The following is a 22,549-nucleotide window of genomic DNA, read 5'->3' on the forward strand; positions in this document are numbered from 1 at the left end:
GGCCGGTTATCCGCCCGCCGCTGGCGCGAAGAGGGTTTCAAGATAGGCTTGGCTCTCCCCCATGTTGATGCTGTCGTTCAGCCCCTGACGCTGATACCTGACCAATTGTGGTTGCAGGGAAATCGCCAGATCGGTCTCGCGGTCACCACCTGCAACATAAGCGCCGACGCTGATCAGATCGCGACTCTGCTGATAACGCGACCATAGCTGTTTGAAATACTGCGCGCGCTGCATGTGTTCCGACGACACCACCGCTGGCATTACCCGACTGATCGACGCTTCGATATCGATGGCCGGGTAGTGCCCTTCCTCGGCCAGGCGCCGGGACAGCACGATGTGGCCGTCAAGTACGCCTCGGGCCGAGTCGGCAATCGGGTCCTGCTGGTCATCGCCTTCGGACAACACGGTATAGAACGCGGTAATCGATCCCCCGCCCTTCTCCGCATTACCGGCGCGCTCCACCAACTTGGGCAACTTGGCAAACACCGACGGCGGATACCCCTTGGTCGCGGGCGGCTCGCCGATGGCCAGGGCGATTTCCCGCTGGGCCTGGGCAAAACGGGTCAACGAATCCATCAGCAACAGAACGTTCTTGCCCTTGTCGCGAAAATACTCGGCGATCCGCGTGCAGTACATGGCTGCGCGCAGACGCATCAACGGCGCATCGTCCGCTGGCGAGGCCACCACCACCGAACGCTTGAGGCCTTCTTCACCGAGAATGTGCTCGATGAACTCCTTGACTTCACGACCCCGCTCACCGATCAGACCCACGACGATAATGTCGGCCTCAGTGAAGCGAGTCATCATGCCCAGCAATACGGATTTACCGACACCGGTACCGGCGAACAGGCCCAGTCGCTGCCCCCGGCCGACCGTCAACAAACCGTTGATGCAACGAATGCCCACATCCAGTGGAACACTGATCGGGTCACGGTTGAGCGGGTTGATCGTCGGGCCGTCCATCGGCACCCAGTCTTCGGCTTTCATGCCGCCCTTGCCGTCCAGCGCGCGACCGGCGCCGTCGAGCACACGACCGAGCATGCTCATGCCCATCGGCAAGCGACCGGTATCGGCCAGCGGCACCACACGGGCGCCCGGGGCGATACCGGCGACGCTGCCGACCGGCATCAAAAAGACTTTGCTACCGGAGAAGCCCATGACTTCCGCTTCAACCTGCGAAGGGTGATAGCTGTCGTCGTTGATCACCAGACAGCGCGTGCCCATGGCTGCGCGCAGGCCTTCGGCTTCCAGCGTGAGGCCGACCATCCGCAGCAGGCGACCTTCGAGAATGGGCGCACCGGCCATTTCAGTGGCCTCGGCATAAGTGCTCAGGCGCTTGGCGAAACTGGTGCGTTCAAGGCGCATCGGTGGCGTCCGCGAGCGGCTCGTCTGGGGCCGCCACCGGTTTGGCGTCCTCAGGGATATCCAGACTCAAGTCCGGCGCGGCCGGGTGCAGAGCCTGTTCGTGCAACTGATCGAACAGCTTGTCCATGATCTGAGTGACGCGGGTTTCAATGCTCGCGTCGATTCGGCTTTGCTCGGTTTCAACGCGGCACCCACCCGGCATCAAGGATTCGTCCTCGACGATGCGCCAGGTTTCCTCATGACGCTCGCGCAGGGCTTTGGCCTGTTCGAAGTCCTGAGGGTTGATGTACAAGCGCACATTATCGACGCCCAGCGGCAGCAGCTTGAGGGCGTCGCGCATGACGTGTTCGATCTGGCTCGAGTCGATGGCCAACTCGCGCTTGATCACCTGTTTGGTGATGTGCTGTACGAGGTCGACCAACGACTTTTCGATCTGCGTGTCTTGTTCGGCGATGGGCTCGAACAGATGCCCCATCAATTGCTCAAGGCTGACAAGTTTAGCCTCCAAGGCCACTTCGGCCTCTTGACGCACCTTGAGCGTGGCACTGTGAAAACCCTCTTTTTCGCCGATGGCGAAACCCTCGTTGTAGGCCTCCTGACGGATGCTTTCGAGTTCTTCCAGGGTCAGTGGCTGGACTTCTTCCAGCGGCACTTCTTCCATTTCCGGCGGTTCGGGCTCCGGCTCCGGCTCGGGTTCCGGTTTCGGCGGATCGAAACTGGGCAGTGCCCAGGACTCGAAACTGCGAACATCCCGGGCACGGATCAGATCCGTCACATCGTCATGCTTGTCCATGGGCTTAGATCATTTCCTCGCCGCCCTTGCCACCGAGCACAATCTCGCCGGCTTCGGCCATACGACGGGCAATGGTGAGGATTTCTTTCTGTGCCGTTTCCACGTCGCTGACACGCACCGGACCTTTGGCCTCGAGGTCGTCGCGCAACAGTTCGGCCGCACGTTTGGACATGTTCTTGAAGATCTTCTCTTTGACGCCTTCGTCCGAACCCTTGAGGGCCAGCACCAGCACGTCGGAAGACACTTCGCGCAGCAGCGCCTGAATGCCGCGGTCGTCGACATCGGCCAGGTTGTTGAACACGAACATGAGGTCTTCGATCTGACCGGACAGGTCTTCGTCGACTTCGCGGATCGAGTCCATGAGCTGCCCTTCGATCGAGCTGTCGAGGAAGTTCATGATGTCCGCCGCACGCTTGATGCCACCCAGGGTGGTGCGCGAGGCGTTCGAGTTGCCGGAGAACTGCTTCTCGAGAATCTGGTTCAGTTCTTTCAGTGCCGCTGGCTGCACGGTGTTCAACGACGAGACGCGCAGGATGATGTCCAGACGCACCTTGTGGTCGAAGTTGCCAAGCACCTCACCGGCCTGATCCGGATCGAGGTACGCGACCACGATGGCCTGGATCTGCGGGTGCTCGTAACGAATGACGTCGGCAACGGCACGCGGCTCCATCCATTTCAGGCTGTCCAGGCCGCTGGTGTTGCCACCGAGCAGGATGCGGTCGATCAGGCCGTTGGCCTTGTCTTCACCCAGGGCCTGGGTGAGCATTTTGCGCACATAGTCGTCGGAACCGACGCCCAGGCTGGTCTGGTCGCCGACGATGTCGACGAACTCGCTCATGACCTGCTCGACCTGCTCGCGATGGACGTTGCCCATCTGCGCCATGGCCACACCCACACGCTGAACCTCTTTGGGCCCCATGTGGCGCAGCACTTGCGCAGCATCGGTCGAACCCAGGGACAGCAGCAGAATCGCGGCTTTGTCGACCTTGTTCAGTTTGACGGTAGCGGCTCGGTTATCACTCATCTGCGTTAATCCACTCTTTCACGACCTGAGCCACGCGACCCGGGTCTTCAGCCACCAGACTCTTGATTGCATTTAGCTGCGCGTCATAACCCTCGCTCGGGCTCGGCAACAGAATGCTCTGCGGACCACCGAGGCTTACGCGGTCGTTGGAAAGTTCGCCGTCCAGGCCGCCCATGCCACCGAGTTCCACGTCGCTGCCCAAACCGGCCAGCTCCTTGCCTTTGCCGCCGCCGGTGATGTTGTTGAGCACCGGACGCAGCACACCAAACACCAGCACCAGGATGAACAACACACCCAGCACCTGTTTGACGATGTCCCAGAACCATGGCTGGGAGTAGAACGGAATATCGGCAATCACTTCGCCGCGCTCGGCGGAGAACGGCATGTTGATCACGCTGACGCTGTCGCCACGGCTGGCGTCGAAACCGACGGCGTCCTGCACCAGACGGGTGAAGCGCGCCAATTCATCGGCGCTCCACGGCGCGCGGGTGATTTCCCCGTTGGCCGCATTGACCTTGACCTGATCGTCGACCACCACCGACACCGACAGCCGATTCAGGCGACCCTGCTGCTGCTTGGTGTGGCTGATGGAGCGATCGAGTTCGAAGTTCTTGGTGGATTGTTGACGCTTGTCAGCCGGGTACGGCGCGAGCATCGGCTGGCCGGTGGCCGGGTCCATGATCTGCTGACCGTTGGCATCAACCAATGGTTGACCTGGCTGGATCATGCCAGCCGCAGTGGCAGCACCACCGGTGGTTTGCGGCGCCGAAGCTGGCGACGGCGGCTGGTTGCTCAGCGCCCCTGGCACACCTTGCGGGCCGTTGCTGGCGGTACGCTGCTCGTTGACCGACTGCTCGCTGCGCAACGCCGGTTGATCCGGGTTGAACTGTTCGGCAGTGGATTCGACGGCGTTGAAATCGATATCGGCCGAGACTTCGGCCTTGTAGCGGTCGTTGCCCAGTACCGGTTGCAGAATGTTGTGCACGCGCTGGGTGAGCATGCTTTCCATGCGGCGGCTGTAATCGAACTGCTTGCCGGCCATGGTCATTTCGGAGTTTTCCGCCTGATCAGAGAGCAGGTTGCCCTTCTGGTCAACGACAGTGATCTGCGATTTGCTCAGCTCGGGAACGGAAGTCGCCACCAGGTTGATGATCGCCACCACCTGACCTGGCTCCAGCGAACGACCGGAGTACAGTTCAACCAGAACCGAGGCACTCGGCTTGCGCTCATCACGCACGAATACCGAACTCTTCGGAATCGCCAGGTGCACACGAGCACCCTTGACGTTGTTCAGGCTGGAAATGGTGCGCGCCAGTTCACCTTCCAGGCCACGACGATAACGGGTCGCTTCCATGAACTGGCTGGTGCCCAGCCCCTGTTCCTTGTCGAGGATCTCGAAACCGATATTGCCGTCGCTGGGAGTGACACCAGCGGCAGCGAGTTTCATCCGCGCACGGGACAGGTCATCGGCCTTGACCAGCAAGGCGCCGGAATTCGGCTCGACGGTATAAGGGATGTCGGCGGAGGCCAGGGTGTCCATGACCTGTTTGGCGTCCATGCCGGCAAGGCTGCCGTACAACGGACGGTAATCCGGCTGCTGCGACCACAACACCACGGCAAAGCCAATCGCCACACTCGCAGCCAGGCCGACCAACAGGCCTACCTGACGCAGCATGGTCATCTCGGAGAGGTTTTCCAGGAAGGACAGACCGAACAGCGGCGGTTTGCCGTCTATCGGGGTGGCCTTGGCCGGAACATTATCGGCGACTGCTTCTGCCATGACTCAATCTCGTCCTTAAACCGGCATCTGCATGATGTCTTGATATGCCTGAACCAGTTTGTTGCGTACCTGGGTCAGAGCCTGGAACGACACGCTGGCTTTTTGCGAAGCGATCATCACGTCCGTCAGATCGACGCCGCTTTTACCGATTTCAAAAGCGTTAGCCAACTGATTCGACGCCTGCTGGGTATCGCTGACTTTGTTGATCGCCTGACCGAGCATGTCGGAAAAGCTGCTGCCAGCCAGTTCAGGGACAGCGGCTGTCGATTTCGGCGCAGACATGGCATCCATTTTCATGGCCTTCATGTCCATCATCAACCGATTAAATTCAATACCTTGGCTCATGGTCTACTCTCTTTGGCGGCCCGCAATTTTTTGACACTCACTCGGCGGGTACACAGGTGTTAGCAACAAGGGTGCCAGCTCAGGGGCAGCCTTTTGAGAAAAGCGTTTTCAAAGCGTTGCGGTTCAGATCAAGTGGCGAACAGATAGCCTTCGACATCCATCCCCGCATCGCGCATTTGCGCCAGCTTGTAACGCAAGGTGCGCGGACTGATGCCGAGTTTTTCCGCCGCTTCCTTGCGTCGCCCACGCTCAGTGCGCAGGGTATCGATGATCATCTGAAACTCCCGGCGACGCAGGTCATCGCCCAAGGCGCCGGCCGAATCCGCGTCGATTTCAACTTCACGAATCATTTGTGGCGCTGGCGCTGCCACCGGCAAAGCGGCGAACGTCACGGCACCGGCCAGGCAGAAATCCTGCGGTTGAATCAAACCGCCCTGCTGCAAAATAAGTGCACGCTGAATGGCGTTATCCAGTTCACGCACGTTGCCCGGCCATGGATATCCGGTCAGGCATGCTTGCGCCTCGGGCGAGAGTTTCGCCGCGGCATGCTTCATTTTATTGACGTGCTTGGCCAGCAACCGCTCAGCCAGCGGCAAGATATCGGCAGTGCGCTCGCGAAGTGGACGCCAGGCCAGGGGGAAAACCGACAGGCGGTAGAAAAGATCCTCACGGAATCGCCCCGCCGCCACCTCACCTGCCAGATCGCGGTTAGTGGTGGCCACCACCCGGATATCCAGGCTGATCGGCTTGCGCGCACCGACTCGCTCGACTTCGCGCTCTTGCAGCACACGCAACAGCTTGGCCTGCAGACCGAGGGGCATCTCGGAGATTTCGTCGAGCAGGATCGTGCCGCCGTCGGCCTGTTCGAATTTGCCAGCCTGCGCCGCAATTGCCCCCGTGAATGAGCCCTTCTCGTGACCGAACAACGTTGCTTCAAGCATGTTGTCGGGAATCGCGGCGCAATTGATCGCAATAAACGGTTGATTGGCGCGGTGGGATTGCTGATGAATGTAGCGTGCCAGCACCTCTTTGCCAGTGCCGGACTCGCCGGAGATCAACACGGTTGAATCGCTGCGCGCGACCCGCGCGGCCAGTTCGAGCAACTGCGCGCTGGCCGGTTCGACAGCAATCGGGCCTTCGACGTCGCCGGTAACGAGGCTGCCCAGCGCATGGCGCGACACCAGATCGAGTAACGCTTTAGGCTCAAACGGCTTGACCAGATAATCCGCGGCGCCTTGGCGCATCGCATCGACGGCACGCTCCACGGCGCCATGCGCCGTCATCAGCAACACCGGCAATTGCGGCTGGCGGGCGCGCAGCAGCGAAAGCAATTGATGACCGTCCATGCCTGGCATGTTGACGTCACTGACCACCAGACTGAACGCTTCGCGCGCCACCGCCGTCAACGCCTCTTCAGCACTGCCGACTGCGTGGTAATCATGACCGGCCAACAGCAGTGTATCGGCCAGCGCCTCACGCAACGAACGGTCATCCTCGACCAGCAGAACCTTGATACCCATGATGCTCACTCAGCTCCCTGTACAGCGGAAAACAGCGGCAGGATCACCTGCGCGCACGTGCCGCGCCCGACACGCGAACGCAGCTGCAATTCTCCCTGATGCGCCCGGGCCACAGCCTTGACCACGGTCAGACCGAGGCCTGTGCCGGTGACTTTGGTGGTAAAAAACGGTTCACCGAGGCGTTCCAGCACCGACGGTTCGATGCCGCTGCCGCTGTCGCTGATGCACAACCGCAGCGTGTTGTCGCGGGTGTAGCAATGCACTTTCAAGCGCACAACGGCGGCGCTGGCCTGAATCGCGTTTTCGATCAGATTCAAAAGGGCCCCGACCAGCGTGTCGCGATTGCACAGCAACTCGCCGACATGACTGTCGCACTGCCAGCGAATGGGCAAATCCTGCACATGGGTCAACGCGGCCGCTTGCAACGATTGCATCAAGGCATTGGGCGTAAGGCGATCAGTCAGCGGCAATTCACCACGAGCGAACACCAGCATGTCGCGCACCTGATGCTCCAGCTCATGCAGACGCTCTTTCAGGCGCCCGGCAAAACGCTGCTGGGTGGCGACCGGCAGCTCCTGCTCGGTCAAATGACTGGCATAGAGCAATGCAGCCGACAGCGGCGTGCGGATCTGGTGAGCCAGCGAGGCCACCATGCGCCCCAGCGAAGACAAGCGCTCATGGCGCGCCAGTTGATCCTGCAGGTGACGGGTTTCGGTCAGGTCGTTGAGCAGCACCAATTGCCCCGGCTCGGCATCCAGCGAGCGCGTGGCAATCGACAGGCGCCGACCGTTTTTCAGAGAGATTTCGTGACCGTCGTCTTCACGCGGGGCGAAGCAACGCGCGATGACATGGCGCCACAGTTCGCCCTCCAGTGGCAAACCGAGCAACTCGATGGCCGCCGGGTTGGCTTCGACCACAATGCCGTGGCCATCGATCACGATGACGCCGCCGGGCAACAGATCCAGGAGGTTTTGCAGACGATTGGCCAGACGCTCTTTTTCCGCCAGCTCCTGCATGCGCTGAGCGCTGACCACGGCCAGCTCACCCTTGAGCTCGGTAACCCGCGCTTCAAGCATGCTGTAGGAGTCAGTCAACTGACTGGACATCTGACTGAACAGCGCGAAGGCCTGCTCAAGACCCTGTCGGCTTGCCTGCTCTACGGAGGGCGGTTGCCCCTCGGGACTGGAGGCAGAAGACATCTGGGCGGCTTGGGGCATTGTGATCTCTCGCTTTGCTGACCGTCAGTGAAACGGAACGTTGCGAGGGATGTAGCAATACCCGTGCCTAAAAAAAACTGCTTATAAATGAAGAGGTTGAAAAACAGGCGTCAATCATCCGCCTGTTCGTCTCCATCGCGCCGGCTCATACCGTATTTGCGCATCTTTTCCACCAGCGTGGTACGCCGAATGCGCAGGCGCTCGGCAGCCCGCGCCACGATGCCGTTGGCGTCGTCGAGCGCCTGCTGGATCAGGCCCTGCTCGAGACCACCAAGGTAGTCCTTCAGGTCCAGGCCTTCTGGCGGCAGCATGGCGTTCGCGGTGAAGTCTGGCGTATGGCCGTTGATTGCCACGCGCTCTTCGAGATCGCTGCGCAAGCTGTCGACCATTTGCTCGTCTTCATCATCGACGTAGCGGAACTTCTTCGGCAATTCGACCACACCAATCACCCCGTACGGATGCATGATCGCCATGCGCTCCACCAGGTTGGCCAGCTCACGGACGTTGCCCGGCCAGGCGTGACGGCACAGCGACATGATCGCCGCCGAGTTGAAACGGATCGAACCGCGTTTTTCGTGCTCCATGCGCGAAATCAGTTCGTTCATCAGCAGCGGAATGTCTTCGACGCGCTCGCGCAACGGCGCCATCTCGATCGGGAACACGTTCAGGCGATAGTAGAGGTCTTCGCGGAAAGTACCGATCTCGATCATGCTTTCGAGGTTCTTGTGGGTCGCGGCGATGATGCGCACGTCAACGCTCTGGGTCTTGTTGCTGCCCACGCGCTCAAACGTACGCTCTTGCAACACGCGCAGCAGCTTGACCTGCATCGGCAGCGGCATGTCGCCGATTTCGTCGAGGAAGAGCGTGCCGCCATTGGCCAGTTCGAAACGGCCGGCTCGGCTGGTGATGGCACCTGTGAAGGCGCCCTTCTCGTGACCGAACAGTTCGCTTTCCAGCAACTCTGCCGGGATCGCCCCGCAGTTGACCGGTACGAACGGCGCGTCACGACGTTTGGAATGGTAATGCAGGTTACGCGCGACCACTTCCTTGCCGGTGCCGGACTCGCCGAGGATCAGCACGCTGGCGTCGGTGTCGGCCACTTGCTGCATCATCTGACGCACGTGCTGGATCGCACGGCTGGTGCCGACGAGACTGCGGAACAGATTGGGTTCTCGATGACGACCGCGCTCGCGGGCCTGGTCATACATTTCGCGATAGACCTGGGCGCGGTGCAGCGAGTCAAGCAACTTGCTGTAGCTCGGCGGCATTTCGAGGGTCGAAAGCACGCGGCGACGCTGGTCTTCAGGCAAGTCGACGGAAGAATTATCGCCCATCAGCAAAACCGGAAGGAACTCATCCCAGGTTGCGAGTGTCTTTAGCAAGCCAAAAAGCGCACCAGGAGCATTGACCGTCCCGATCAGTACGCAAATGACCTCACGACTAGACGACAAAGAGCCGACCGCCTGCTGCCAGTCATGGCTGCCGCAGGGTAAATTTTCTTCGCCGAGAAAATTCAAGATCACCGCCAGGTCGCGGCGGCGGACGCTATCGTCATCGATCAGCAGAATTTTGGTTTCACGCCACATGCAATAGCAACTTCCCTAGTCAACTCAATGCCCAAAATAAGGGGCAAGCGAGACGCTTGCAGGACACCATGTGCCTGTAGACGCCTGAAATCTGAAAACAGCCACTAGTTAAGTCAAAAAACCGTGCACAGTCAAATTTATGGCGCACATGCCTGGATTAACTGGGGGTCAATTAACCAAACAGATGGTAAACCTTTGCCGCCTTTTGCGCTTGGGTGATCTGCGACATTTCGCTGGCTATCGCCTGCCGCTCACCCATCGCCGCCTCAAGAAGCGCCTTGTAGACATGGAGCAACTCCTCAAGATTGTTGCGCAACGCGTCTTCATCCAGAGCAGCTTCAGCCATGACGTCTTCCATGCAGGAACGGCACGCCAGATCCAGCTCGCCAATGGCTTCCCAGTTGCGTTCGGCCAGCGCAGTGACCAACGCTTCACGGGTATCGGCGATTCGCTGCAATACTAGACTCATGACGATCTCCTTCAGAACTGCGGTGCCGGCACAGGAGCAATGGCATCCCAGCCTTCTTTCACCGTACCCAGCAAGCCTGCAACCTCATCGAGAATGCGCGGATCGCTGCTGATGTTCGCCTCGGCGAGGCGCTTCATCATGTAGATATACAGCCCATCCAGATCAGCCAGGGTGTCTGCGCTATTCTCCAGATCGAGGCCTTCGCGCAGGCCGCTGACAATGCCAATCGCCTTGCTGATCGAAGTGCACTTGCCAGGAATGTCCTTGCGCTCGATGGCGCCTTTGGCCTGAGCGATACGGGCCAGTCCACCTTCCATCAACATTTGCACCAGACGGTGCGGGCTCGCTTCGGATGTCTGAGCGTGTGCGCCGACTTTCTGGTACTGCCGAAGGGCTAACATCGGATTCATGTTCTACCTCATTGCCACAATGACTCGTATAACCAGTTTATCGCCAACGAATCACAGAACTTTAGATCAAAAGACAAAAACCCGGCGCACGCCGATAAAGCGTAGCCGGGTTTTTGTCGTTACCGCCTGTTACTTCGCGGACTGCTGAGCGTTCAGGGAGCTGAAGAACGACGTGATATTACTTGCCGTTGCTTTCATCTGCCCGACCAGCAGGTCCATTGCGTTGTACTTGGCCGTCAACGTCTTCGTCAGGTTATCGACGCGCAAGTCCAGGGCCGTCTGCTGCTTTTGCAGGGCAGTGGTGAGGTTCGTCAGGTTGGAACTGCGCTGATCGAGCAGGCCACCGGTCTTGACGTACGGATCAACCGCCGCGTTCATGCGTGCCAACAGACCGTTTTTGGCGTCGGTACCACTGAACAGCTGTTGAACCTGACCGGCCATGCCCGGGAGTTCCATACGCTTGTTGAACACCGCCGTGTCGAGCGCCAGCAAACCGGTTTTGCTGTCAGTCAGAACACCCATCTGCGACAGTACGGACAATTGCCCCTGACCACCAGCCCCCGGATCAGTCAGTTGAGCACGCACATCTGCCATCAACGAGCGCGGCAACGCGTCACCGGTGAAAGCCGATGAAACGGTCAGCTTGCCATCGGCGTCCGGCGTCGCCTTGGACAGCGTGTCGACGGTTTTCCTCAGGGTGTTATAGGCATCGATGAACGTCTGCAGCGACGCCTGGATACCGGCGGTATTGGTCGCAACCGAAACCGTCGCCGGGGTTGCCGTGCCGTTGACGACAGGGCTCGCAGCAACCAGATTCAGCGTCATACCGCTGATTGCGCCCGTCACCGTGTTGGTCTTGCTGCTGACCGCCAGCCCGTCAATGGTGAGGTTGGCATCTTTGGCCACCTTACCAACCGCCCCGGAAGCGCCTGCCGCCGGATTGTCACCCATTTCCTGGGTGCCATCGATCTCAAGACCAGCGATACCGCTGACCTGCAGGTCCATGCCGGCGCCAGTCTTGTTCGAGCTCAGCACCAGGCGCGAAGAACCGCTACTGTCGGTCACTATGTTGGCGGAAATACCGTTGCTGGCCTGCGCCGTGTTGATCGCGTCCCGCGTGGACTGCAAGGTGGCATTGGCCGGAACCGCAACATTGTAATCAATGCCATTCTGACTGATTTTCAGAGTACCACTCGGAATGGCACTGGCGGCACCGCCGGCAAATGCGGCACTGGCCACTTTCGAGCCGGTGGCCAGGTTCTTCACAACAACGCTGTAAGTACCCGGTACAGCCGTTTTGTCCGATGTCGCACCAACAATCGTTGGTGTGTCCGACGTTGCGGTAAAACCGGCAAATGCCGGGCTCGACGCTTTATTAAGGTCGGTCATCGCCTTTTGATACGCCGCCAGTGCGCTTTTCAGCGAACCGACACCGGAAATCTTCAGCGAGTTAGTTTTCGTCTGAGTGTCGATCTGCGTCTGCTTGGCAGACTTGTCGGCGTTGACCAGCGCGGTCACGATCGCGCCGATGTCCAGGCCGGAACCCAGTCCGGAACCCGGTAGAATTGGACTTGCCATGTGCATCTCCCTTCAGATTGTTGCCATTCTTTTGACCGTTACACGCGTCCTGAGAACGTACAAACATTATTCATGCCAGCTATCAGACTTTGGCATCGAACAGAACGTGGCTCGCATTGGCAAGACTGTCTGCCAGCTTGAGGGCTTCTGCGGAGGGAATCTGTCGAACGACCTCACCCGTCTCGCTTGCGATCACCTTGACGATGACCTTTCCGGAGTGTTCATCGATGGAAAACTCCAGATTGCGCTTGATCGACTGTACAAACTTTTCGATCTCCTGCACCGCCAGTTTCAACTTGGCGTCGTCCGAACCCTGACTCTTCGCAACGACCGGCGCTTCAGTCTTGGCAACTTCAGGCGTCTCTGACGGTTTGTCAGCGACCGGCGTTACTGGCTTGGGAACCGGATAAGACACGTTAAGCTTTAAGCTCATGTCCATACCCATCACCTCTTGACGTAAAAAGGCGAGAGAGCACGACCAGCGCACCCCCCCGCCCAAACTCTATCCGAAATTACTGAAGCAGCTTCAGTACAGCGGAAGGCAGTTGGTTGGCTTGAGCCAGAACAGAGGTCGAAGCCTGTTGCAGGGTTTGCTGCTTGGTCAGGTTAGCAGTCTCTGCGGCGAAGTCGGTATCTTGTACGCGACCTTGTGCAGCAGTGGTGTTCTCGGTGATGTTCTGCAAGTTCTGGATGGTGCTGGTCAGACGGTTTTGCGAAGCACCCAGGCTGGCACGAGTTGCACCGATTGCAGCGATAGCGGCGTCGATTGCAGTGATCGCGTTATCGATGTTGTCCGAAGCAGAACCAGCACCAGTACCCGAAGTACCGGTCAGAACTACAGTACCGCTACCTACGGACAGGCTGACGGCGTCGAACTTGGAGCTCAGTACCAGGTCGATGTGGTTAGCCGAACCGGTGTTTGCACCCACTTGCAGGGTCACAGTACCAGCCGAACCGTCCAGCAGGTTTTTGCCGTTCAGGTTGGTAGCAGCGGAGATACGGGTGATTTCGTCAGACATCTGAGCGAATTCAGCGTTGGTAGCGGTCTGGTCAGCAGTGCCGTTGGTACCGTTACGTGCTTTAACAGCCAGTTCACGCATACGCTGCAGAATGTCGGTCGAAGCTTGCAGAGCGCCTTCAGCGGTCTGAGCAACGGAGATACCGTCGTTGGCGTTCTGGATAGCTTGGGTGTTACCACGGATCTGCGAAGACATACGGTTCGAGATCTGCAGGCCAGCAGCGTCGTCTTTAGCGCTGTTGATTTTCAGGCCGGAAGACAGGCGCTGCATCGAAGTCGACAGAGCGTCGGAAGCGCGGTTCAGGTTTTTCTGAACGTTCAACGATGTGGTGTTGGTGTTTACTGTTAAAGCCATGACGAATTCCTCGTTGGTTGGGTACTGCGGCTTCCGGCCCTGGCAACCGCCGGGTATGGCCTAGAGAACCTTCGTAATAGTTATCGTCGGGATTGCAGGTTGCTTGAGGGCTTTTTGAAAAAAATTTGCCATCACCCTGCCACCCCCGAGAAAACAAAGACTTAGCAGTAATTGAGCCGCGAAAAAATGACGTCATAAAACCGACTTCGGCGCAAACCTGCGGGCCAGCGCAGTCGCCGGGCTCAGACCAAGACACTTTCCAGCAAGTCGAGCAGTTCGTACTCCATATAGTCGGCCAGTCCCAACCAGTCCTGGCGCTCCTGACAATCGAGCATTTGCGTGAGCACCTGCGCCCACATTTGCTGGACATCGGCAGGCGCCGAGAGCAGCAACTGCTGCGCACCTTCGAAGACATCGACCATGCTCAACCCCGCCTCGACATCCCGCCCCAGCCGAAACAGACCAGCACACTGACGGCATTCGCCGATACACTTTTGCATCGCCGTCATTGCACGAACTCCTGATTGAATTGCGTTCCGGCGATCAGCGCACCCGCCCTGCTGCTATTGAAAAACTCAACGTGCGGATGCGCAGCGATGTAACGCTCCAGCACGCACAGGTAACCGCGGAAGTTGAGCTGGGTGCTGACTCGCTGGCCATACCCGTCGCGCACCCAGTGCCGCGCCTGACTGACCCCAGGCCCCAGATCGCCATCGCTCCAGCCAGCGTGGGTCTTGTTCATCGGAAAGGCGAAATCGGCGCCAAATAGCGTGAGACGAGACGCGCCCATTTTCACCGCCAGATCAACGGCCGGGTGAATCACGCTTCCACCGACATGCAGCAATGCCCGCGGATGCTGCTCCCGCAACCCGGCATACACCGGGCTGGCCGAGTAACTGCCATAGCGCTTACCCTTCCAGGCCCGCAAAACCTCGGGGTCGCTCATGGGCAAATACACCAGCGCGATACCGTCGGACGCCTCGAACGGCAAATGACGCAAGCTGATCCGCTGATCAATGGTCACCACCAGATCCGGCACGATCCCGCGCTCAATCAACGGCCGATAAGCCGTGTCGACACAAATGAACAGCGGGCGCTGAGCCTGAGCCCGCAGCGCAGCCAATCGTTCAAAGTGCCCTTCCAGGGTCGGTCCGGTGCCGATCACGTAGATCTCGCGATCGGTGCAGGTACCGAATAACTGCGCCACATCGTCATCACCCAGCAGCACTGGCAGGCAATCCTGCAGACGCTGTTGAATGAACGGCGACTGCGCGTCGAACTCGCGATTGTTGAACCTCAGATGGACTTCGTTCACCAACCGATCGCGGATCTTGGCGTTGTAATCATCGGCCAGCAGCATCTCGGCAGGCAGCGCGAAGAACGGCGTGAAAAAGTCCAGATGATCAGCGGCGTAAAATAACTCGACGCGTGGATCTTCCAGCCATCCGCGCTGATCGAGCAATTGCACCACCAGTGCGAACAACGCTCCATTGAGGATATGCACGTACAAACGTTGCAATCGGTCACGCTCAAGCAGCACAGCAGGTAAATCACCGAGACCGGTGCCGTAGACGTGTAATTGCGCCTTGTCCGGCAGACTGGCCGCCTGAGTATGCGCCTCCTGGAGGCGATCGTGACGGCTAGTGAGTTGAACGCCATTAATGCTGAGCGTCGAGCCCAGCCCCTCAATCAACTGAGCTGCAAGGGCCGCACTGTCTTCAGCCAGCAGTCGCTCGAACAGCGCCGGCCAGCGCCGCTGCAACACCTCGGCATTGGCTTGAAAAAACTCCTTCATGGCGCCTCGCGCTCCCTTTCAGGCAAAAAAATAGCGTTCAAGGGTAACCTTGAACGCTATTTTTGTATCCGCCGTTTTTTGCTTGGCTCATGGACGATAGATGATCGCCGACCCCCACGACAGACCGACCCCGAAACCGCTCAGCGCAACGCGCTGCCACTGCGAGTCGAGGGCATGTTTTTCCAGCAGCAACGGAATGCTCGACGACACGGTGTTGCCGGTCTCGACCATGTCCTTGATGAACTTCTCAGGCTCACCTTCGAAACGCCGGGCCACCGCATCGACAATCGCCGCACTGCCCTGGTGAATGCAGAAGGCGTCGATGTCGTCCGCCTTGAGGCCGGAATCGTCGAGCAGTTCATGCAAGTGCGCCGGGACTTTGAGCAGCGCGAAGTTGAACACCTGACGCCCGTTCATGAAGAACACGCCATCGGTCACTTTCAGGTGCGGCGCACCGGAACCGTCGGTGCCGAACTTCGCCTTGCCCAGCGCCCAGGCAGGGTCTTCGCCCATCCAGGTAGCGGTGGCGGCATCGCCGAACAGCATGGTGGTGTTGCGGTCTTCCGGGTCGACGATTTTCGAATACGGGTCAGCGGTGATCAGCAGGCCGTTCTTCAGGCCGGCGGCTTCCATGAAGCCCTTGATCGCATAGATGCCGTAGACGTAACCGGAGCAGCCCAGGGAAATATCGAACGCCGCGACATTAGTCGGCAGACCGAGTTTGTCCTGGACGATTGCAGCAGTATGCGGCAGGCCTTCTTCGTCACCGTTCTGAGTGACGACGATCAGTGCGTCGATCGATTCACGCTTCAGTTCAGGGTTGCTGGCAAACAGCGCATTGGCCGCTTCCACACACAGATCGGAGGTTTCCTGTTCAGCATCTTTGCGCGGCAGGAAGGCCGAACCGATTTTACCGAGGATGAATTCTTCATCCTTCTCGAATTTTGCACCTTGTGCGTAATTGTCCACGCCGGCTACAGGAACGTAGCTCGCAATGCTTTTTATGCCAATCATTACGGCTTCCCAATATAAAACAGCCCAAAACCACCGCTCGCAAGGATTCGAGGGGCGCCGACAAACAGAAAATGGCTGCCACAACGGGCAGCCACGGGGAGCGCATAGGGCTGTCACTGAAACCGATACACGGCCAGGCGCCATCTCCCCGCTCAATACAATACAGTACAGTGAAGATGCGCGTTATGACTCGCAGGTCACGCTATTTTGCCGAATCGGATGCAGATTGGGTTATTCGACCAACGACCAATCCAGCGGCGTACCACGCTTGATCGGTGCGCGAGCACGACGCCCGAGGACAGCATCGGCGTGCTTGGGCGCCAGGCCAAGGCCGGGCCGAATGGCGCGCAGATTGTCACCGGAAAAGGCTTCGCCGGCAGCCATGTCGGCAGTCACATATAGAGAGCGCCGATAGACCAGTGACTTGCGTTCGACTTCGGTGACGCCGTAATGCACCTGCCCCATGGCCTGCCAGGCACGCTCGGTTTCGATGACCAGACTGGCCAGCTCTGTGGGCTCCAGCGAGAAACTGGCATCCACACCACCTGCCGAACGGTCGAGGGTGAAGTGCTTTTCCACCACTGTCGCCCCGAGTGCCACGGCGGCCACCGATACGCCCAACCCCATGGAGTGATCGGAAAGCCCCACTTCACAATCAAACAATTCCCGCAGATGCGGGATCGTACGCACATTGCTGTTGAGCGGGGTCGCCGGGTAAGTGCTGGTGCATTTGAGCAGCACCAGATCCTTGCACCCGGCCTCGCGGGCGGCGCGCACGGTTTCATCCAGCTCAGCGATGCTGGCCATGCCGGTGGAGATGATCAGCGGTTTGCCGGTCGCAGCCACACGGCGGATCAACGGCAGATCGGTGTTTTCGAAACTGGCGATCTTGTACGCCGGCACATCGAGGCTTTCGAGAAAGTCCACCGCCGTGGCATCGAACGGCGTCGAGAACGCGAGCATGCCCAACTCTTTGGCCCGGGCAAAAATCGGCGCGTGCCACTCCCACGGGGTGTGGGCCTTCTCGTACAGATCGTACAGCGAAGTACCGGCCCACAAGCTGTTTGGTTCCTTGATGAAAAACTCACCCTCGGCCAGATCCAGAGTCATGGTCTGCGCCGTGTAGGTCTGTAACTTCAAGGCATGGGCGCCTGCCTTGGCGGCGGCCTCGACAATCTGCAGAGCCACCGCCAGCGACTGGTTATGGTTGCCGCTCATTTCGGCAATGATGAATGGCGGCGCATCGGCACTGATCAGACGCTCGCCAATTTTGAAACTACTCATCGCGGTGATCCTTCAAAACCTTGGTGAACGCGCAGGCACTTTGGGTGAATCCGGCGTCACTAAACACATTCAAAGAGGGACGATTGTCCGGCAGGACCTGCGCCGTAATGGATCTCAACTGCGGCCAGTGTGCAAGGACGAACACCTCACCTCGCGCCAGCAGCGCCCTGCCCCAGCCAAGACCGAACCGTCCCTCCAGCAGGTAGAGCGAAACTTCGGCCTCAAAGCCACGCAGGTCATAACGCAAGACGCCGACCGGACCGTCATCGGCCTCGGCGATCAATAGCAAGCGATGCGGATTGCGCAGGCTCCCATTCAGCCAGTGCAAATGCTGCGGCCACGCGATCGCGCCGCTGTCCAGCGACCAGCACTGCACAGTCTCGGCATTGCGCCCGTCGAACAGCAAGTGCGCATCATCGAGCGTCGCCGTGCGCAGCTTGAGCACCGCACCGGCCAACGCCGCCGCCACCCGCAACGCACCGCGCCCATCCACCAGTTGCCGCGAACGTTCCGACAAGCTCTGGCGCAGATAAAAATTGTCGACGACAAAACCGATGGCGTCGCGCAGTTGTTCGACGCTGACCTGCTCACGGGCGCCCATGAACACATGCGCCCCCGCCGCCGCCATCACTTCGCCGTTGGCCTGCTGATTGTTCGACACTGCGATGCACAGGGTTGGCAGGCCCAGGGCCGCGCGCTCCCAACTGGTGCCGCCACCGGCGCCGATGAACAGATCGGCGCCGATCATGCGCTGCTGGAAATCGCTGACGAAACTGTGCAGGCGCCAGTGCGGCCGTGTTTCGGCCAGTGCCTGCATTTGCTCCCAGGCCGGATTGTCTGCACCGGCGACGAAATCCACTTCCAGATCAGTGAAATCCTGCAGCGCGAGCATCGCGTGATGAGTCTGCATCGCCACATCGAAACCACCAAAATTCACCAGCACCCGACGGGCCTTGGGTTTGATCTCGATGGCCGGACACACGAACTCTTCACGCAACATGGCGTAGCGTGGACCGAGCAAAATGCGGCAATCGGCGGGCAGCCGCGGCGCGTAGTTCTCGGTGACTCCGGACAGATTCTGATTGAGCAGCAGATCGACGCTGTAATGACGGGTGGCGAGATCGTCCACCGCCGCGATCCGTGGCGCCCAGCGACGGGCCGCAGTTTGCCAGTGATGATCGAGGCCGTAATGGTCGGCGATGATCCAGTCGAACCCGGTATGCCCCTCCAGCAACGATGCCAATGCATCGATATCGGCCTGCCACGGCAGCATCGATTCGATGGCCTGCTGGGGGTCTTCGTCGGGGTAAAAGTCCGGTAACGCGAAGGTTTCAAAACCCTCATCGCTCAGCGAATTGAGCCGATGCCCCGACAACCGCCGGCAGGCAAACGCGACATGACTACCCTGCTTGCGCAGCACCCGCGCCAGCGTCAGACAACGGGCAATATGGCCACTGCCGATGGTCGGCGAGGCGTCAGCGCGGATCAGCACTCTCATTGAAGCTCTCCGCCGGCCTTGAGCGCGGCGTAGAGGTATTCGGCGCGTTTCCAGTCTTCCAGCGTATCGATGTCCTGCACCAGATGCCGCGGCACAATTACCGGCAGGCTCGCGGGGGAATACAGCACCTCACCGCGCAGCCAAGCCTCGCTAAGGCCCCAGTAGAACTGGCCGGCGTCCTGAAACGCTTCGGGCAGATCCTGCGAGCGGGTATCGCGAAATTCCGGGTACAACGCAGTGAGCGCACCCTGCCCGTCCACCGTCAGCGCCCGCTGCACGGGGAAACCAAAGCTGCACACGGAAAACGCAAACGACTTCTGCGGATGCTGCTGCAGCAACCCTAAGCCCTGACGCAGAAAGCGCGCCTGCAACAAGGGCGCGGTGGCGTACACGCAGCAGGCGTAATCGAAGGCCGGGAGCTGCTGCAAGGCATGCGTGATCACCGCAGCGGTGCCGGTGAAATCATTCGCCAGTTCAGCCGGACGCAAGAACGGCACTTGCGCGCCATGGGCCAGCGCCAGTTCGGCAATTTCGGCGTCGTCGGTACTGACCACGACCTGTTCGAACAGGCCACTGTCGAGCGCCGTACGGATCGAACGGACAATCATCGGCACGCCGTCGAACGGCAACAGGTTCTTGCGCGGGATGCGTTTGCTGCCCCCGCGCGCCGGGATGATTGCGACGTTGCTCAAGGGCGTTTTTCCAGCAGGAACCAGGTGACATCGTCCGCCGGGAACTGCGGATCGCGGTGGTAGACGAAACCGTAATCGAGCAGTTGCAGATCCGGATAGCGATCAAGTATTTCCCCGGCGAAATCGCGCTTGAACAGTTTGCCGCTGTTGCCGCGATAAGACACTTCCACCGGCGCCGGGTTGTAGTACTCGGCGATCAGAATGTAGCGCTGACTCAACGCGTACAGCTGCGCATAGGCAGTCGGCAGCAACTCCGGCGCCAGATGGATCAACACGCCTTTGCTCAGGGTCAGGTCGTAACTGCGCTCGCGGGGAAAGTCGAACAGCGAGCCGTGCCAGATCTGCGCGATACCCAGTGCCCGCGCCTGAGCGCAGGCGCTTTCGTTGATCTCGACCCCGAACAGTTCACTTTGCGGCAGCAGTTGATGCAGCGCCTGCAGGTTGTTGCCGGCATTGGTGCCCAGTTCCACCACGCTGTCGATGCGCCCTGCGCGGCTCAGGGCCTTGGCGAACAACGCCAGGTTGGCCGCGACCAGCGGCTGACCGACGTTGCGATCGACGTACTGATTGCCGAAATCGCCCTGCCAGAATTTTTCCTGCTCACTCAGATCACGCATTACACAGTCTCACTCGCCGCCGTAGCGGGATTTATTCGGTCAGCCGGCGCAATTGCTCGACCACATGATCCTGCTGCTCATCACTGAGCAACGGATACAGCGGCAGGCTGATCGCCTCGGCGTAATAACGCTCGGCTTCGGGGAAGTCACCTTCGGCAAAACCCAGGTCGCGATAGTACGGCTGCAAATGCACAGGAATATAGTGCAGGTTCACGCCGATGCCGGCGGCACGCAAGCCTTCGAACACCTGACGGTGGGGCAGACCGATGCGCTCGGTCTGCAAGCGCACCACGTACAGGTGCCACGCCGACTCCGCCTCCGGCTGCGCGCTAGGCAAGGTCAGCGGCAGATACGCCAGCAAACGGTCGTAGCGCGCCGCCAGTTCGCGGCGACGGGCGATGAACCCATTCAGCCTGTTCAGTTGCGACAGGCCCAGCGCCGCCTGCAAATCGGTGATCCGGTAATTGAAGCCCAGCTCGATCTGCTGGTAATACCACGGGCCGTGACTGGGTTCGCTCATCTGTTGCGGGTCACGGGTCATGCCGTGGCTGCGCAGGCGTTGCAAGCGCTCGGCCAGTTGCGGACGATTGGTCAGCACCATGCCGCCTTCGCCACTGGTGATGATCTTCACCGGGTGGAAACTGAATACGGTCATCGCCGCAAACTCCCCGCAACCCACCGGACGCCCGGCATAGCGGGCGCCCACGGCGTGCGAGGCATCTTCGATCACGGTGAAGTTATAGCGCTCGGCCAGTTCTGCAATCTTGCGCATATCGCAGCTCTGCCCGGAAAACGCTACCGCCACCAGCACTTTGGGCAACGTGCCGTCCTGCTCGGCCTGATCGAGCTTCGCTTCGAGGGCGAAGGCATCGAGGTTCCACGTCAGCGGATCGATATCGACGAAATCCACGTCGGCGCCGCAATAGCGCCCGCAGTTGGCCGAGGCCAGAAAGGTGTTCGGCGTGGTCCACAAGCGATCGCCCGGACCAAGGCCGGCAGCGAGGCAGGCGATGTGCAGCGCCGCCGTGGCGTTACTCACCGCTACCGCGAAGTCGGCTTGGCAACGTTCGGCCATCGCCTGCTCGAAGCGCTCGATGCTCGGACCCTGGGTCAGCCAGTCCGATTGCAGCACCTCGACCACCGCATCGATGTCCGCCTGATCAACGCTCTGGCGACCGTAGGGAATCATGCCGACAACTTCGCGTGCAGCTCGGCGATTTGCCCGACCGAGAGGTAGTGCGGATTGGTGTCGGAGCGGTATTCGAAATCTTCACTCACTGGCCGGCCACGTTCGCCGAGCTTGTCGATGGAGAAATCGACATCGACGCTGGTAAAGCGGATCGACGGCTGGATGGTGTAGTGGTCTTCGAACTCCAGGGTCATCCGCGCATCGTCCAGCGGCACCATCAACTCATGGAGCTTTTCGCCGGGGCGAATACCGACGTTCTTGTGCGGCAAGTGTTCAGCCATGCCCCGCGCCAGATCGACGATGCGAATCGACGGGATCTTTGGCACGAACACCTCACCGCCGTGCATGCGCGCAAAGCTATCGAGGACAAACTGCACGCCGTGGTCGAGAGTAATCCAGAACCGCGTCATGCGTTCGTCGGTAATCGGCAACTGCTGCGCACCGTCGGCAATCAGCTTGCTGAAGAACGGCACCACCGACCCCCGCGAGCCCGCCACGTTGCCGTAGCGCACCACGGCAAAACGGGTTTGTTGTTCGCCGGCAATGTTGTTGGCGGCGACGAACAGCTTGTCCGAGAGCAACTTGGTCGCACCGTACAGGTTGATCGGGCTGGCGGCCTTGTCGGTGGACAGCGCCACAACCCTTTTCACGCCGTTGTCGATGGCGGCGGCGATGATGTTCTCCGCGCCATTGACGTTAGTGCGGATGCATTCGGTCGGATTGTACTCCGCCGCCGGCACCTGCTTGAGCGCCGCCGCGTGCACCACGTAGTCGATGCCGCGCATGGCCTGACGCAGGCGGTCGGCGTCGCGCACGTCACCGAGAAAGTAACGCATGCATGGTGCGTTGAACGTCTGCTGCATTTCGTATTGCTTCAACTCGTCACGGGAGAACACCACCACGCGCTTGGGCTGGTATTGCTCAAGCAGACGGGCGATGAATTTGCGCCCGAACGAGCCGGTGCCGCCGGAGATGAAGATCGATTTTCCGTTGAACATGT

22 protein-coding genes are annotated in these 22,549 nt (G+C 59.8%); all 22 read right to left on the minus strand.

Going from position 1 to position 22,549, the window contains the following annotated elements:
* Positions 1-6 precede the first annotated feature (6 nt).
* The 22 genes from fliI to pseB all read right to left on the minus strand — a co-directional run bounded on the left by fliI (position 7) and on the right by pseB (position 22,547).
* Entirely contained in the window at positions 7-1,365 is a 1,359-nt protein-coding gene (gene fliI, locus AACY50_RS08430) for a flagellar protein export ATPase FliI (protein ID WP_339432607.1), read from the minus strand.
* Complete coding sequence (fliH, locus tag AACY50_RS08435; protein ID WP_339432608.1) at positions 1,355-2,158, minus strand: flagellar assembly protein FliH; 804 nt, start codon at positions 2,156-2,158, stop codon at positions 1,355-1,357. The genes fliI and fliH overlap by 11 nt, the downstream gene beginning before the upstream one ends.
* Positions 2,159-2,162: 4 nt before the next feature.
* The gene (fliG, locus tag AACY50_RS08440; protein ID WP_007920042.1) at positions 2,163-3,182 is read right to left on the minus strand and encodes a flagellar motor switch protein FliG; all 1,020 of its coding nucleotides are present in this window, start codon (positions 3,180-3,182) and stop codon (positions 2,163-2,165) included.
* Positions 3,175-4,962, minus strand: coding sequence for a flagellar basal-body MS-ring/collar protein FliF (fliF, locus tag AACY50_RS08445; RefSeq protein WP_339432609.1), 1,788 nt, complete (start codon positions 4,960-4,962; stop codon positions 3,175-3,177). The genes fliG and fliF overlap by 8 nt, the downstream gene beginning before the upstream one ends.
* 15 nt (positions 4,963-4,977) lie before the next feature.
* On the minus strand, positions 4,978-5,307 hold the full coding sequence (gene fliE, locus AACY50_RS08450) for a flagellar hook-basal body complex protein FliE (protein WP_221731982.1): 330 nt from the start codon (positions 5,305-5,307) through the stop codon (positions 4,978-4,980).
* Between the two features lie 128 nt (positions 5,308-5,435).
* A complete protein-coding gene (locus tag AACY50_RS08455; RefSeq protein WP_339432670.1) occupies positions 5,436-6,827 on the minus strand; it encodes a sigma-54-dependent transcriptional regulator in 1,392 nt (463 codons plus the stop codon).
* A gap of 5 nt (positions 6,828-6,832) precedes the next feature.
* Positions 6,833-8,044, minus strand: coding sequence for a sensor histidine kinase (locus AACY50_RS08460; RefSeq protein WP_401136345.1), 1,212 nt, complete (start codon positions 8,042-8,044; stop codon positions 6,833-6,835).
* Positions 8,045-8,154: 110 nt separating this feature from the next.
* Positions 8,155-9,630, minus strand: a complete 1,476-nt coding sequence (locus tag AACY50_RS08465) for a sigma-54 dependent transcriptional regulator (protein ID WP_221731983.1) — start codon at positions 9,628-9,630, stop codon at positions 8,155-8,157.
* A 172-nt stretch (positions 9,631-9,802) separates the two neighbouring features.
* The gene (locus tag AACY50_RS08470) at positions 9,803-10,099 is read right to left on the minus strand and encodes a flagellar protein FliT (protein WP_339432610.1); all 297 of its coding nucleotides are present in this window, start codon (positions 10,097-10,099) and stop codon (positions 9,803-9,805) included.
* Between the two features lie 11 nt (positions 10,100-10,110).
* Entirely contained in the window at positions 10,111-10,509 is a 399-nt protein-coding gene (gene fliS / locus AACY50_RS08475; RefSeq protein WP_141128979.1) for a flagellar export chaperone FliS, read from the minus strand.
* A 129-nt stretch (positions 10,510-10,638) separates the two neighbouring features.
* On the minus strand, positions 10,639-12,087 hold the full coding sequence (gene fliD, locus AACY50_RS08480) for a flagellar filament capping protein FliD (protein WP_339432611.1): 1,449 nt from the start codon (positions 12,085-12,087) through the stop codon (positions 10,639-10,641).
* Positions 12,088-12,169: 82 nt separating this feature from the next.
* Positions 12,170-12,526: a flagellar protein FlaG gene (locus tag AACY50_RS08485; protein ID WP_339432612.1), complete on the minus strand. Its 357-nt coding sequence runs from the start codon at positions 12,524-12,526 to the stop codon at positions 12,170-12,172.
* A gap of 73 nt (positions 12,527-12,599) precedes the next feature.
* Positions 12,600-13,460, minus strand: a complete 861-nt coding sequence (locus AACY50_RS08490; RefSeq protein WP_339432613.1) for a flagellin domain-containing protein — start codon at positions 13,458-13,460, stop codon at positions 12,600-12,602.
* Positions 13,461-13,702: 242 nt separating this feature from the next.
* Entirely contained in the window at positions 13,703-13,969 is a 267-nt protein-coding gene (locus tag AACY50_RS08495; protein ID WP_339432614.1) for a hypothetical protein, read from the minus strand.
* On the minus strand, positions 13,966-15,255 hold the full coding sequence (locus AACY50_RS08500) for a motility associated factor glycosyltransferase family protein (protein WP_339432615.1): 1,290 nt from the start codon (positions 15,253-15,255) through the stop codon (positions 13,966-13,968). The genes AACY50_RS08495 and AACY50_RS08500 overlap by 4 nt, the downstream gene beginning before the upstream one ends.
* Positions 15,256-15,342: 87 nt before the next feature.
* Positions 15,343-16,269 (minus strand): ketoacyl-ACP synthase III, encoded by a 927-nt coding sequence (locus AACY50_RS08505; protein WP_339432616.1) that lies wholly within the window; start codon positions 16,267-16,269, stop codon positions 15,343-15,345.
* 231 nt (positions 16,270-16,500) lie between these two features.
* Entirely contained in the window at positions 16,501-17,553 is a 1,053-nt protein-coding gene (gene pseI / locus AACY50_RS08510; protein WP_339538440.1) for a pseudaminic acid synthase, read from the minus strand.
* A complete protein-coding gene (gene pseG, locus AACY50_RS08515) occupies positions 17,546-19,051 on the minus strand; it encodes a UDP-2,4-diacetamido-2,4,6-trideoxy-beta-L-altropyranose hydrolase (protein ID WP_339538441.1) in 1,506 nt (501 codons plus the stop codon). Before pseG ends, pseI begins: the two co-directional genes overlap by 8 nt.
* Entirely contained in the window at positions 19,048-19,743 is a 696-nt protein-coding gene (pseF, locus tag AACY50_RS08520) for a pseudaminic acid cytidylyltransferase (RefSeq protein WP_339432619.1), read from the minus strand. Before pseF ends, pseG begins: the two co-directional genes overlap by 4 nt.
* A complete protein-coding gene (locus tag AACY50_RS08525) occupies positions 19,740-20,360 on the minus strand; it encodes a pseudaminic acid biosynthesis-associated methylase (RefSeq protein WP_339432620.1) in 621 nt (206 codons plus the stop codon). The genes pseF and AACY50_RS08525 overlap by 4 nt, the downstream gene beginning before the upstream one ends.
* 31 nt (positions 20,361-20,391) lie before the next feature.
* Positions 20,392-21,549, minus strand: a complete 1,158-nt coding sequence (gene pseC / locus AACY50_RS08530) for a UDP-4-amino-4,6-dideoxy-N-acetyl-beta-L-altrosamine transaminase (protein ID WP_339432621.1) — start codon at positions 21,547-21,549, stop codon at positions 20,392-20,394.
* The gene (pseB, locus tag AACY50_RS08535) at positions 21,546-22,547 is read right to left on the minus strand and encodes a UDP-N-acetylglucosamine 4,6-dehydratase (inverting) (RefSeq protein ID WP_339432622.1); all 1,002 of its coding nucleotides are present in this window, start codon (positions 22,545-22,547) and stop codon (positions 21,546-21,548) included. The genes pseC and pseB overlap by 4 nt, the downstream gene beginning before the upstream one ends.
* Between the last annotated feature and the right edge of the window lie 2 nt (positions 22,548-22,549).

Origin of the sequence: Pseudomonas sp. RA_15y_Pfl2_54 (assembly GCF_963971015.1) — a bacterium.
GTDB classification, from domain to species: domain Bacteria; phylum Pseudomonadota; class Gammaproteobacteria; order Pseudomonadales; family Pseudomonadaceae; genus Aquipseudomonas; species Aquipseudomonas baetica_A.